General features: G+C 74.0%; 9 protein-coding genes. 5 read left to right on the top strand and 4 right to left on the bottom strand.

What is annotated here, in order from left to right:
* Positions 1-3: 3 nt before the first annotated feature.
* Positions 4-1,284 carry a threonine ammonia-lyase IlvA gene (gene ilvA / locus QJS33_RS19080; protein ID WP_306369376.1) on the bottom strand — a complete coding sequence of 427 codons (1,281 nt, stop codon included), beginning with the start codon at positions 1,282-1,284 and terminating at the stop codon, positions 4-6.
* A 308-nt stretch (positions 1,285-1,592) separates the two neighbouring features.
* Here ilvA and QJS33_RS19075 point away from each other — a divergent pair, with 308 nt between their 5' ends.
* The 4 genes from QJS33_RS19075 to QJS33_RS19060 all read left to right on the top strand — a co-directional run bounded on the left by QJS33_RS19075 (position 1,593) and on the right by QJS33_RS19060 (position 6,225).
* Positions 1,593-3,050, top strand: a complete 1,458-nt coding sequence (locus QJS33_RS19075) for a sodium:alanine symporter family protein (protein ID WP_306369375.1) — start codon at positions 1,593-1,595, stop codon at positions 3,048-3,050.
* Between the two features lie 700 nt (positions 3,051-3,750).
* A complete protein-coding gene (locus tag QJS33_RS19070) occupies positions 3,751-3,999 on the top strand; it encodes a hypothetical protein (protein ID WP_306369374.1) in 249 nt (82 codons plus the stop codon).
* Positions 3,992-5,044 carry a polyprenyl synthetase family protein gene (locus QJS33_RS19065; protein WP_306369373.1) on the top strand — a complete coding sequence of 351 codons (1,053 nt, stop codon included), beginning with the start codon at positions 3,992-3,994 and terminating at the stop codon, positions 5,042-5,044. Before QJS33_RS19070 ends, QJS33_RS19065 begins: the two co-directional genes overlap by 8 nt.
* 17 nt (positions 5,045-5,061) lie before the next feature.
* Positions 5,062-6,225 carry an oxygenase MpaB family protein gene (locus QJS33_RS19060; RefSeq protein ID WP_306369372.1) on the top strand — a complete coding sequence of 388 codons (1,164 nt, stop codon included), beginning with the start codon at positions 5,062-5,064 and terminating at the stop codon, positions 6,223-6,225.
* A 401-nt stretch (positions 6,226-6,626) separates the two neighbouring features.
* Here the strand turns inward: QJS33_RS19060 and QJS33_RS19055 are convergent, their stop codons facing one another.
* Positions 6,627-7,895 carry a metallophosphoesterase family protein gene (locus QJS33_RS19055; protein WP_306369371.1) on the bottom strand — a complete coding sequence of 423 codons (1,269 nt, stop codon included), beginning with the start codon at positions 7,893-7,895 and terminating at the stop codon, positions 6,627-6,629.
* Between the two features lie 279 nt (positions 7,896-8,174).
* Positions 8,175-9,131 (bottom strand): YafY family protein, encoded by a 957-nt coding sequence (locus tag QJS33_RS19050; RefSeq protein ID WP_306369370.1) that lies wholly within the window; start codon positions 9,129-9,131, stop codon positions 8,175-8,177.
* 62 nt (positions 9,132-9,193) lie between these two features.
* On the opposite strand from QJS33_RS19050, the gene QJS33_RS19045 reads away from it, so the two are divergent.
* Positions 9,194-11,428, top strand: coding sequence for an ATP-binding cassette domain-containing protein (locus QJS33_RS19045; protein WP_306369369.1), 2,235 nt, complete (start codon positions 9,194-9,196; stop codon positions 11,426-11,428).
* Here the strand turns inward: QJS33_RS19045 and QJS33_RS19040 are convergent.
* A complete protein-coding gene (locus QJS33_RS19040; protein WP_306369368.1) occupies positions 11,414-12,820 on the bottom strand; it encodes a serine hydrolase in 1,407 nt (468 codons plus the stop codon). The genes QJS33_RS19045 and QJS33_RS19040 overlap by 15 nt on opposite strands.
* Positions 12,821-12,945 lie beyond the last annotated feature (125 nt).

Raw genomic sequence — 12,945 nt, 5'->3', positions numbered from 1 at the left:
GGGTCAGACCAGGAATCCGAAGAGAGGGCTGTCCGGGCGCACCCGCTCGATACGGTGCGGGGCGGCCTCCATGCGCTTGAGCATGGGCTCCAGGTCCTCCGGCGACCCCAGTTCCACACCCACCAGGGCCGGGCCGGTCTCGCGGTTGTTGCGCTTGACGTACTCGAACCGGGTGATGTCGTCGTCCGGCCCCAGGATGTCGTCGAGGAAGCGGCGCAGCGCCCCCGGCTCCTGGGGGAAGTCCACCAGGAAGTAGTGTTTGCGCCCCTCGTGGACCAGCGCCCGCTCGACGATCTCGGCGTACCGGCTCACGTCGTTGTTCCCGCCGGAGAGCACGCACACGACCGTCGCGCCCTCCGGGAGGTCGACGTCCAGATCGAGGGCGGCGGAGGCGAGCGCACCCGCGGGTTCGCTGATGATCCCATCGGTCTGGTACAGGTCGAGCATCTCCCGGCAGATGCGCCCCTCGGGTACCGCGACCAGGTGCGGCGGGCGTTCGGCCGCCACCGCGTGGGTGATGCGGCCGACCCGGCGCACGGCGGCGCCGTCCACGAACGGGTCGAGGTGCTCCAGGTCCACCGGCCGCCCCGCGCGCAGGGCGGCCGCCATGCTCGCGGCCCCCGCCGGTTCGGCGCCGATCACCCGGACCCGCCGGTGGTGCCCGCGCAGCCAGGTGAGCGTCCCGGCCAGGAGTCCGCCGCCGCCCACCGGGACCACGACGGCGTCGGGGGCCCGGCCGAGCTGTTCCACGATCTCCTTGACCACGGTGCCCTGCCCGGCGATGGTGCGCGGGTCGTCGAAGGCGGGCAGCAGGGTCATCCCCAGGCCCTCGGCGTCGGCCCGGGCGGCCGCGGCGGCGTCGTCGTAGGTGTCCCCGGCGACGATGACGCTCACGCTCTCCCCGCCCAGCGCGGTCACCCGCTCGCGCTTCTGACGCGGGGTGGTCCTGGGCAGGTGGATGCGCGCCCGGATCCCCAGGGACGCGCACGCGAACGCCACCCCCTGGGCGTGGTTGCCCGCGCTCGCACAGACCACGCCCCGTTCGCGGCGCTCCGGGTCGAGCGAGCGCACGAAGTTGAGGGCGCCGCGCCCCTTGTAGGAGCGGACGGCGTTGAGGTCCTCGCGTTTGAGCCGCACGTCCAGGCCGTACCGCGCGGACAGGCGCTCGTTGCGCTGGAGCGGGGTCGGCGGGATGACGTCGGCGAGGCGGGCTGCCGCCTCGTCCACCTGCGCCGCGCTCACCCGCGCGGGCGCCGCGTCCCCGTACCGGTCGTTCTCGTTCACCGTGGTCCCCATCGTTCCGGGCGTGGGCCCGGTCCCGCCGCCGGGGGCGGGACCCGGAACCGTCCGTCTCGACCGTACAGCGCCCCATGACCGTTCGGGTTGCACTCGCACCCCACAGGCCACAGGGGAACCGTCTCGGGTCCGGCTGTGATCCCCTCCACACGGGTTCCGGCACCACCACGGCCGGGCAACGATTACGTGACAGGAAGTCCCCTAACGGTCGCTCCGTGTTTGATGCGGACGAATCAGGCGAGAAAGGCCCTTCGTACTGTCCTCCCTCCTCTGTGGAAACGGTGAGCCTCTCTCCCATGCAAGGGTTGACCGACGCCATCGGCGCCTTCAACAACGACCTCTTCTGGCCCCTGGTCATCGTGGTGCTGGTCGCCGCGAGCCTGTACTTCACCGTCCGCCTGGGGCTGGTGCAGCTGCGCCTGCTCCCCGACATGTTCCGCGCGCTCGGCGGCTCCACGCAGACGGACGACGACGGAAAGCGGTCCATCTCCTCCTTCCAGGCGTTCGCGGTGTCCGCGGCGGCCCGGGTCGGCACCGGCAACGTCGCGGGCGTGGCCACCGCGATCTCCCTGGGCGGTCCCGGCGCCGTGGTGTGGATGTGGCTCATGGCCCTCCTCGTCGGCGCGGCCAGCTTCGTGGAGTCCACACTCGCGCAGCTGTGGAAGGTGCCCTACAAGGGCGGTTTCCGGGGAGGCCCCGCCTACTACATGCAGTACGGGCTCGGGCGGCGCTGGCTGGGCGTGGTCTTCGCGATCACCATCACGGTGACCTTCGGCTTCGTCTTCAACGCCGTGCAGTCGAACACGATCTCCAGCACCCTCGTCGGCTCCGCGGCCGAACTGGGCGCCGACACCGACGCCATGCCGTGGCTGCCCGCGCTCATCGGCGTCGGGCTGGTGGCGCTGACCGCCGCGGTGATCTTCGGCGGCATCCGGCGCATCGCCCACGTCGCCCAGCTGCTGGTGCCGTTCATGGCGCTGGCCTACCTGCTGCTGGGCATCGCGGTCGTCCTGATGAACCTGGAGAAGATCCCCGGGGTCGTCTCGCTCATGTTCGCCCACGCCTTCGGGCTGCGCGAGATCGCCGCCGCCGGTCTGGGCACGGCGATCATCCAGGGCGTGCGCCGCGGGATGTTCTCCAACGAGGCCGGACTGGGATCGGCGCCCAACGCGGGCGCGACGGCGAGCGTCAGCCACCCGGTCAAGCAGGGCCTGGTGCAGACCCTGGGCGTCTACTTCGACACGCTGGTCGTCTGTTCGGTCACCGCCTTCATCATCCTGGTCTCCAACCCCGTCTACGGCGAGGACCTGGGCGCCACGATGACCCAGGACGCGCTGGGCGCGAACCTGGGCACCTGGGCGGTGCACGCGCTGACCGTCATCATCTTCCTGCTGGCCTTCACCTCGGTGCTGGGCAACTACTACTACGGCGAGTCCAACATCGGCTTCCTCAACCCGAGCGAGAAGCTGCTGACCTCCTACAAGTGGGTCTTCCTGGTGGCGACCTTCCTGGGCTCCATCGGCTCGATCCAGCTGGTGTGGACGCTGTCCGACACGACCATGGGCTTCATGGCGCTGGTCAACCTGGCGGCGGTCGTGCCGCTGGCGGGCGTCGCGCTCAAGCTGCTCAAGGACTACACGGACCAGCGCAGGCAGGGCCTGGACCCGGTCTTCACCGCGGACCGGCTGCCGGAGCTGCCCCACGTGCGGTGCTGGGACGCCGAACCGGAGAAGGCGGAGAAGGCGCAGTCCTGAACCAGCCCGGCGGGTCTCCCCGGCCGTCTCCGGGACGGCCGGGGAGGCAGGGCCCGGGCGTTCCCGGGGCCCGGCCCGGGGATGTCCCGGCCGGGCCCCATCGCCGCTCCGCCGGGGACCGAAAAAGGAGCACGCGAACACATCCACCCGCCCGCATCCGACAAAACTCGGAAATAACACGAGTCATTATAAAAACCCAATTCTCCCGCGTCGACGACCGGAATACGGAGAACACCGACAGCACCGGGCCCCGGCCCGGACCGCGCACGTGGAGCTCCCCCGGCACGAGGGCCCGGACACTCGCGGACGGCTCGGGCGGCCAGGGTTGCGGCCGTCCGCCCGCGGCGATATGAACCGGCACGAACTCCGGCCGGAGGCGGTGAAACCGTGAGGCTCCGGACCGGGCCCTTGACCCCGGACGGAATATCACGGATCTTTTTCTTCCTTCTTGTCTGATTCTTATCACTATTGTCCGATTCCCGCGAGAAAGAAGCACGCCACACCCCCCAATAAAACGCACCGGATCACACCAGCGCATTGACAAATGCCTTCATGGCCGAAGATGATCCTCGGAAAAGGAGCCACGGCGCACCTCCGAAATATCGGTCCTTTTCTCCGGAGCCGTGGTCACTGTCGTGCCGGACGTGGACGGGAGAACAGCACTGTGGCGCACACCGGTGACGGTGCCGAGGGCGAACGCGTGAGTGATCCGGTACTGATCGCGGCCGGGGCCGCCGACCTGGTCATCGAGGGTGTCGGAACGGCCCTGCGCAGGGCCGGGTCGCTGCTGGGCCGGTCGGACCTGGCGGCACTGGCCCGGGACGGCCGGGAGGAGCTGAGGCGGCGGGGGCTCCTGGCGCTGCGGCGGCACGCCCGCGCGACCGAGTCCCACATGGAGCTGCTCGCCCGTCGTGCCGGCGCCCGGGGATCCGGCCGGGGCGATGCCTGAGCCGCCGGAGCAGGCCCTGTTCCGGGCGCGGGTGGACACGGAGCTGGAGGCCTTCGCGCGGCAGGAGACCGAGCTCCTCCTCGCCGTCGACGCCGATCTGCTGCCCGTCGCCGAACAGCTGACCGCGGCGGTGGCCGGCGGCAAGCGCCTGCGCGCCGCGTTCTGCTACTGGGGGTGGCGCGCGGCCGGGCAGCCGGACAGCGACGCCCTGGTCAGGGCCGCCGCGGCGATGGAGCTGGTGCACGCGGCGGCGGTCGTCCACGACGACCTCATCGACGAGAGCCCGATGCGCCACGGTGCTCCGAGCGCGCACACCGCCCTGCGAGCGGCGCTCGCCGGCGGGAGCCGCCCCCAGGCCCGGAGCCGCGCCCTGGCCCTGCTCACCGGGGACCTGCTGATGGCGTGGGCCGGACAGATGTTCCTCCTCTGCGGCCTGCCCTCGGCCTACCTGGCCCGCGCCCGCGGGCCGTGGTCGGTCATGGCCCGCGAGCTGGTCGCCGGGGAGTGCCTGGAAGTCCTGCGCACCGGCTCCCGTCCCGACACGGCCAGGTCGCTCCAGGTCATCCGCTACAAGACGGCCAAGTACACGGTCGAGCACCCCCTGCACATCGGCGGCGCGATGGCCGGTGCTCCGGGGGCCCTGATGGAGGCCTTCACCGCCTACGGGATCCCCCTGGGCGAGGCCTTCCAGCTCCGGGACGACCTGCTGGGGCTCTTCGGCGACCCGGAGCGCACGGGCAAGTCGAACCTGGACGACGTCCGGGGCGACCGGCCGACCGTCCTGTTCGCCGAGACCTGGTCGGCCGCCACCGCGGCCGAGCGGCGCGAGCTGCGCGCCCTGCTCGGCCGGCGCGACCTGGACGGGAAAGGCCTGGCCAGGGTCCGGACGATCACGCGGCGCACCGGGGCCCCGGACCGCGTCGAGGAGATGATCACCCGGCGCACCCGGGCGGCGACCGCGGCCCTCGCCCGCGCGGGCGTGCCCGGTGAGGCCGCCGCCGCCCTGTCCCACATGGCGGCCCTGGCCGCGGACCGACAGCACTGAGCCGCCGAGAGGATGCCATGCAGCACACACCGGAGTCCATGAGCGCGCTACGGCTCGTGGGGGACGAGCTCGCCGACGGCACGGTGGCGACACTGTTCGAGCGCGGGGAGGTCGGCAGGTTCAACACCCTCATGCGCTACTTCTCCGCGGCCGGACAGGAGCCGCCCGAGGGGCTGCCGGACGTGGCCCACGAGTACCTGCGGGCGACCGCCGCACCGCCCGACTGGGTCGACTGGGACGAGATGGAGCGGGCCCGGCTGTTCTTCATCGACAACAACGTGCACATCTCCACCGCCCTGGCCTTCTCCGCCATGCCCGCCTGCTATGTCATCCCGCACGTGGCCAGGCTGCTCAGCGCCACCCACGGCCTGGAGTACCCCTCGCGGCGGATGGCCGAGACCGGGCAGTTCACCGTCTACCTGATGCGGCCCGACGCCTTCGAGGCGGGGAGCCGGTTCGTCCCCGCGGTCCAGAAGGTGCGCCTGCTGCACGCCTCCATCCGCTACCACATGCGCCGCGAGGGGCTCTGGGACGAGGAGGCGCTGGGCACCCCGATCTGCCAGGAGGACATGATCGGCGGCCTGATGATCTTCTCGATCCAGGTCCTGGACGCCCTGCACCGCCTGGGCGTCCACATGTCGGCCGAGGGCGCGGCGTCCTACTTCTACGCCTGGCGCGTCGTCGGCGAGATGCTCGGGATCGGCCCCGGGCAGGCCCCGGCCGACCTGGAGGAGGCCCGCCTGTTCTCCGACCTGTACATGACCCGGTACATGGGGCCCTCCGAGGAGGGCGCGCGGCTGACCCGCCAGCTCATCGACCTCTACGAGGAGGTCGTTCCCGGAACCCTCCTGGACCCCGTGGTCGCCGCCCTCATCCGCTACCTCATGGGCGACACCTGCGCCGACTGGCTCCAGGTCCCGCGCAGCGCCTGGGACACGGCCGTCAGGGCCTCCCCCGCGCTCTTGGGCGTCCTGGAGACCGTCGAGGACCGCTCCCCGCTGGGGGCCTGGGCACTGGACCGGCTCGGCCACCTCACCACCCACCTGGAGCTCAGCTCCCTCACCCGGGGCAGGGTCATGCAGTACGCCGTTCCCGAACGACTCCGGGAGGAGTACGGCCTCACCTCCACCGCTTCCCGGGCCGACCGGTGGGTCCCGCCTCCCCCGGCCTTCCCCTCCTGAGCCCGGCCCGGTGGGGCCCCGGGAGGCGCCCGCGCTCCCGGTGCGGTCGGCGCGGCCGCGTTCAGGGGACTTCGTGTTCCGGTGCCGACGGTGGAGCCGCCGCCCGCCGGGCGGGCGTTCGCGGGGCCTGCGGGTGATCGACGAGCCCTACCGGCCGGCCGACCGGGCGCCGGCCGGACGCCCCCTCCCCGCGAAGCGGCAGGACGCGGGGAGAGCACGTCGCGGCGGAACCCGGCGCCCCGGGCCGGGGCGCGGGCGTTCGCGGGGCCTGCGGGTGATCGACGAGCCCTACCGGCCGGCCGACCGGGCGCCGACCGGACGCCCCCTCCCCGCGAAGCGGCAGGACGCGGGGAGAGCACGTCGCGGCGGAACCCGGCGCCCCGGGCCGGGGCGCGCGGGGATCAGAACGTGTCGGTGACGCGCTTGCCGTCGCCCTTGTCGATGGTGAAGGCGTCCACCACCGTGCCGTCGGCGGTGCGCGCGGTGTAGACCAGCCGGTCGCCGTCGACCTCCACCGCCTGGAAGGTCGGGGTGTCGGCGAGCTGGACGCGGGCCTCGGCGCCGTTGGAGGTCCAGTTGTCGTCGGAGACGTCGTACATCTTGGTGCCGGTCACCGCGACGGTGTAGACGGGCCCGGTCTGCACGGCCGGGTCGTCGGTGCGGTTGGCGGTGAGGTTGCCGCGGGCGTAGGAGTGGTCGTGGCCCTGGAGGACCAGGTCGACGTCGTACTCCTCCAGGGTGTCCAGCCAGGCGTCGCGCAGCGGCCGGTTGTCGCGGCTGGGGCTGTTGGAGAAGACGGGGTGGTGGAAGGTGACCACCGTCCACTCGTGGGGGTTGGACTCCAGGGTGTCCTCCAGCCACCGCTGCTGGGTGTTCAGCCACCAGCGGGTGCTCAGCGGCGCGGCGTTGCGGTAGTTGGAGTTCAGGGAGACGAACCGCACGCCCTGGTAGTCGGTGTGGTACACGGTGTCGGGCAGGTGGCGGCCGCCGGTGGGGCCGTTGCCCGCGCCGGGGAACTGGGCGGTCCAGTAGCGGCTCAGGGACAGCAGCGAGTACTCGTGGTTGCCCGGGGTGGTGATGTGGTTCATGGTGCCCGCGGCCTCGGGGCCGACGGCGTCGAACCACTCGGTCCACTCGGACTCGCTGTTGGCCGAGTTGATGAGGTCCCCGGCGTGGACGGCCAGTTCGGCGTCGGGTTCGGCGGCCAGGGCGGCCCGGACCATGGTGGCGCCGCCGGTGGAGATGCCGTTCTGGATGTCGCCGAAGTACAGGAACGTGAAGGGGTCGGCGCCGGAGGAGGCGGTGGTGAAGACCCGCCAGGGGCTGAAGGAGGCCCCGTCGCCGACGCGGTACCGGTAGTCGGTTCCCGGGGTCAGGCCGGTGGCGGTGGCGGCGTGGAAGGTGCCGTGGACCGAGGCGGTGTCCTCGCCCCCGACGGTGTCGACCCGGTCGGGGTCGGCGGCCGGGGCGATCTGGAGCACCGGGTCGCCGGAGCCCTCCGAGCGCCAGGTGAGGGTCTGCGAGGTGGCGGGGTCGGCGGTGGGGGTGAGGATCACGCGCTCGGGGTCGGTGGCCGCGGTCGCGGCGGGCGCGGTGGCGGTGACCGCGGTCAGGGCGAGCAGGGTCGAGCCGAACAGGGCGAGGGCACGGCGGGCGGCGAGGGGGGACACGGGGGGTGCCTTTCTGCCGGGGAACGCTGACGCAGCGACGGTAACCGCCCGTGGGCAACGCGGTGTGAACGGTCGGGGACCATCGGTCGCGGCCCGGTGAACGCCGCGCGTGCGCTCTGTTACCGCCCCAGCGCAGGGGGGCGGCGACCCTTTCGGGTTCGGGCTCCGCCGTTGACGGCCGCCCGCGGGCCGGGGCCGGCGGACGTCCAACGCCCGGCTTTGCGGTACCGGACCGGTCGGCGCCGCTCCGCCGGAGCGGCGCGGCGGGTACCGGACGGCTCACTCCCCCTGACCCGACAGGCGGCCGCCGAAGGCCCGCAGGGCCGCCCGCACCTGTGGCGGCCCGTGCACGGTGACGTCGGCGTCCAGGAACGCCAGGGGCGTGAGCAGCCACTCCCAGGTGTCGGCCATGACCGCCACCCGGGTCCGCTCCCCCGCCAGCGGCTCGACCTCGGCGTCGTGCTCGGCGAAGGCGTCGGCGACCGCCGCCGCGGGCGCGGCCACGGTGAGGACGACCCGGGTGCGCTCCCGGTCCAGGCCGCGCCGCAGGTACTCCGCGGCGGTGTCGGCGGGCAGCGGCCGGGGCGCGTAGGTGTCGTGCGTCGTCCGCAGGCCGTCGATGCGGTCGGTGCGGAACACCCGCCAGTCCTCCCGGCCGGTGTCCCAGGCCAGCAGGTACCAGCGGCCCCGGTGGTGGACCTGCCGGTGGGGCTCGACCCGACGCGAGGACGCCCGCCCGGTGCGCCCCCGGTAGTCGAAGGCGACGATCCGCCGGTCCCGGACCGCGTCGGCCAGGGCGGCCAGGCTCCCGGCCGCGGTGCCCGGCCCGGGCGGGGTCGTGCTCTCCAGGCTCTCCCGGAGCCGGGCGGCGCGGTGCCGCAGCCGCGCGGGCAGGTACTGGTCGACCTTGCCGTAGGCGCGGGTGGCGGCCTCCTCCACGCTGCCGCCCTCGGCCGCGCCGCCCGCCGCCAGGGCGGCCAGCGCCAGCAGGGTCGCGGTCGCCTCGTCGTCGTCGAACACCAGCGGCGGCACGGAACCGCCCGCGACCAGCCGGTAGTGGCCGCCGGGCCCGGGACGGGTGCTCACCACGTAGCCGTAGCCGCGCAGGCGCTCCACGTCGCGGCGCAGGGTCCGGGGGCTGACCTCCAGCCGCGCGGCCAGTTCCTCCCCGGTGAACGACCGGCCGGACTGGAGTGTGGTGAGCAGGGCGAGGATGCGCCCGGTGACGTCCGCCATGGGTCCAGTCTCGCCGAAATCGCGGCCGGATTCCGGCCGCATCTGCTTCTAGCGTCGCCGTCATGGAGACCAACGCGGTGGTCCGCCTGCGCGGAGTGCGGACCAACAACCTCAAGTCCATCGACCTCGACATCCCGCGCGGACGCCTGGTGGTGTTCGCGGGTGTGTCGGGTTCGGGCAAGTCGTCGCTGGTGTTCGGCACGGTCGCGGCCGAGGCCGGACACCGCCTCAACGAGACCTTCCCGCCGTTCGCCCGGGAGAGGCTGCCCAAGTGGACCCGCCCCGACGCCGACCTCATCGAGGGGCTGTCCCCCGTGGTGGTCGTCGGCCAGCGGCGGCTGGGCGGCAACGCCCGCTCCACCGTCGGCACCGCCACCGGGATCTGGACCTACCTGCGGCTGCTGTTCTCCCGGATCGGCACCCCGCACGTGGGCGAGGCCTCCCGGTTCTCGTTCAACGACCCCTCGGGGATGTGCCCCGCCTGCTCGGGACTGGGCGAGACCGTGGTGAGCGCCGTCGACCGGTTCCTGGACCTCGACCTGTCGCTGGCCCAGGGCGCGATCCGGGTGCCGGGGTTCGGCGCCGGCCGCCACTGGTACGAACGCTACGCCGACATCGGCGCCTTCACCGCCGACACCCCGCTGCGCGAATGGACCGAGGACGAGCGCCGCGCCCTGCTGTACGGCGGCGAGCACGCGGCGCGGCTGGGCACCCGGCCCGCGCGCGAGTACGAGGGGGTCGTGGAGCGGTTCGAGCGCATCCACCTGCGCGCCGCCGGGGAGACCTCCGAACGCAAGCGCGAGGTGACGGCCCGGTTCACCCGGGCGGCGCACTGCCCGGAGTGCGGGGGCGAGCGGCTGAACGCGGCGGCCCGCGCCGCCACGGTCCGCGGCCGCACCCTGGGCGAACTCGCCCGCACCGAGATCGCCGACCTGGCCGACTGGGTGCGGGAGGTGGACGACCCCGCCGTGGCCCCCGTGGCGGCCGGGCTCGACGCCCGCCTGCGGGCCCTGGACGGGATCGGGCTGGGGTACCTGCACCCGGGGCGGGGCACCACGACCCTGTCCGGCGGGGAGTCCCAGCGGATCACGACCGTCCGGCACCTGGGCGGCGGCCTGGTGGGGATGATCTACATCTTCGACGAGCCCACCACCGGGCTGCACCCGCGCGACGTCGAGTCGATGACGGAAATGCTGGCCCGGCTGCGCGACCTGGGCAACACGGTCCTGGTGGTCGAGCACGACCCGGTCGTCATGGCGGCCGCCGACGAGGTCGTCGAGATCGGCCCGGGGGCCGGGGCCGACGGGGGCCGGGTGGTCCACCGGGGGACCTTCGACGCGCTGCGGTCCGCGGGCACGGCCACCGCCGCCGCCCTGGCCGCCCGGGTGCCGGTCCGCGCCGCGCCCCGCCCGGCCACCGGGGCGCTCACGGTGCGCGGCGCCCGCCGCAACAACCTCAAGGACGTCACCGTGGACGTCCCCACCGGGGTGCTCACCGTCCTGACCGGCGTCGCCGGATCGGGCAAGTCCAGCCTGGCGGCGGAGCTGGTCGCCGGGCACGGTGCGGTGGTGCTCGACCAGCGGCCGGTGACCGCACACCGGCGGTCCACCCCCGTCACCTACACCGGGATCGCCGCACCGCTGCGGGCCCTGTTCGCCGAACGCAGCGGGCTGCCCGCGAGCCGGTTCAGCGCCAACTCCGCGGGCGCCTGCCCCGAGTGCCGCGGGCTGGGCACGGTCCGTGTGGACCTGGCGTTCCTGGAGGCCGAGGAGGTCCTGTGCCCGGTCTGCGGGGGCCGGCGCTTCACCGACGAGGTGCTGCGCCACCGGGTGGCCGGGCTGACCATCGCCGACATCGACGCCCTGACGGTCACCGAGGCCCTCGCCCTGCTGCCCGACCAGGCGATCCGGGCGGCGCTGCGCCGCCTGGACCGGGTGGGCCTGGGCCACCTGCGCCTGGGCCGCCCGCTGACGAGCCTGTCCGGCGGCGAGTGCCAGCGCCTCAAGATCGCCCGGGAGCTGCGCGACGCCGCCGGGCCGTCCCTGTACGTCCTGGACGAGCCCACCACCGGGCTGCACCCGCGCGACGTCGCGGTGCTGCTCGGGGTGCTGGACCGGCTGGTCGGGCGGGGGCACACCGTGGTCGTCGTCGAGCACGACGTGGACGTCATGCGCCACGCCGACCACCTCATCGACCTGGGGCCCGGTCCGGGCGAGCGCGGCGGGCGGGTCCTCTACCAGGGCCCGCCCGCCGGGATCCGCGGTACGGCGACCGCCGCGGCCCTACACGGCGGGTGAGCCCGCCCGGGGCAGGGCGCGGCCGTTGCGGTGGGCGTACCCCTCCCCCGTGTCCAGGCGGTAGAAGGTCACCGGGGCCCAGGTCAGGGCGTCCTCGGAGCGGGTGGCGTACACACCGGGGGCGACCGCCGCCATGGGGTGCTCCTGGACGGGGTCGGGCCGCAGTTCGGCCAGCGGGCCCAGGGCGGTGCTGCGCAGCACCGGGCCGTCCGCGCCCGCCAGCACCTCCAGGCGTCCGGCGGCGCCCTCGTACACGCCCAGGTGCGGGGTGACGTCGTGGTGCGGCGGGGCGGCGGGCGGTTCCAGGGCGTCGGGGACGCGCACCCCGGCCAGGGCGTCGAACACCTCCCGGTACAGGTCCTGGTAGAGGTCGCGGGTGCGGCCGCCGTTGGTGAGCAGGGCGACGGCCAGGCCCGTCTCGGGCAGCAGTCGCAGGAACGCGGACTGGCCGATGGTGTTGCCGTCGTGGCCGATGGCCCGGTGCCCGTCCCAGTCGTAGCGGATCCAGCCCAGCCCCCAGGAGTCGCCGAGGGTGTGGGGGTCGGGCAGCCGTACCTGCGGCTCGGCCATGGCGCGGACGGTGTCCGCGGACAGCAGGCGGTCACCGTCGGCCGTGGTGCCGCCGCGCAGGTGGGCGGCGGCGAAGCGCAGCACGTCGCCGACGTCGGCGGTGATGCCGCCGGCCGGGCCGATGGCCCGGGGCAGCCCCCACTGCGCGGTCCGCACCGGGTCGGGCAGGCCCTCGACGTGGCCGGTCGCGGGGTCGTTCAGCAGGGCGTGCTCGGGCAGGGTGCCGGTGCGCTCCAGGCCCAGCGGAGCGAAGAGGCGTTCGCGCATCGCCTCGTCCCATACCTGCCCGGTGAGGCGTTCGATGATCCGTCCCAGCAGCACGAACCCGGAGTTGCAGTAGGAGAAGGTGGCGCCCAGGGGGTGGACGCGGACGGCGTCGGCGAGCTGCTCCACGTACCGCTCGATCGCGTCGTCGCCGCGGCCGGTGTCGGTGAACAGGTCGCCGTCGATGCCGCTGGTGTGGGTGAGCAGGTGGCGGACGGTGACCCCGGCGGTGGTCGCGTCGGCGGAGGGGACGAGTTCGGGCAGGACCTCCGCGACCGGGGTGTCCAGGGCCAGCAGGCCCTCCTCGACCAGTCCCATGACGACGGTGGCGGTCCAGACCTTGGAGACCGACCCGATCTGGAAGGCGGAGCGGGGGGCGACGGGGTGCCCGGTGTCCGCGTCCAGGACGCCGTGCGCCACCGCGATGGCCTCCTCGCCCCCATCGGAGGCCGGGCGCAGAATGCCGAGCTGGGCGCCGGGGACGCCGTGCCGCTCGGCGAGGTCGGACAGCCGGGCGGCCCAGTGGCCGGGGTCGAGGGGGGTGGGTTCGTCGGGCAAGGTGCTCCCCTGTCGGTCGTGGCCGATGGGTTCCGGTGCCGGGACCCACCACCGGCCACCCTAGAACGTGTTCTGGGGATCGTCCCGCCGCGCGGCCGCTCCCGTCGGTCGGGCCCCGGGGCCGC

Source organism: Nocardiopsis sp. CC223A (genome assembly GCF_030766825.1).
Taxonomy (GTDB): Bacteria; Actinomycetota; Actinomycetes; order Streptosporangiales; family Streptosporangiaceae; genus Nocardiopsis.
Note: the sequence above shows the minus strand (reverse complement) of the source record. Positions and strands in the feature narration are given on the sequence as shown.

Excerpts from the sequence above, each read along its gene's own strand:
- QJS33_RS19075 (WP_306369375.1), top strand. The coding sequence starts at position 1,593 with ATGCAAGGGTTGACCGACGCCATCGGCGCCTTCAACAACGACCTCTTC.
- QJS33_RS19065 (WP_306369373.1), top strand. The coding sequence starts at position 3,992 with ATGCCTGAGCCGCCGGAGCAGGCCCTGTTCCGGGCGCGGGTGGACACG.
- QJS33_RS19060 (WP_306369372.1), top strand. The coding sequence starts at position 5,062 with ATGCAGCACACACCGGAGTCCATGAGCGCGCTACGGCTCGTGGGGGAC.
- QJS33_RS19050 (WP_306369370.1), bottom strand. The coding sequence starts at position 9,131 with ATGGCGGACGTCACCGGGCGCATCCTCGCCCTGCTCACCACACTCCAG.
- QJS33_RS19045 (WP_306369369.1), top strand. The coding sequence starts at position 9,194 with ATGGAGACCAACGCGGTGGTCCGCCTGCGCGGAGTGCGGACCAACAAC.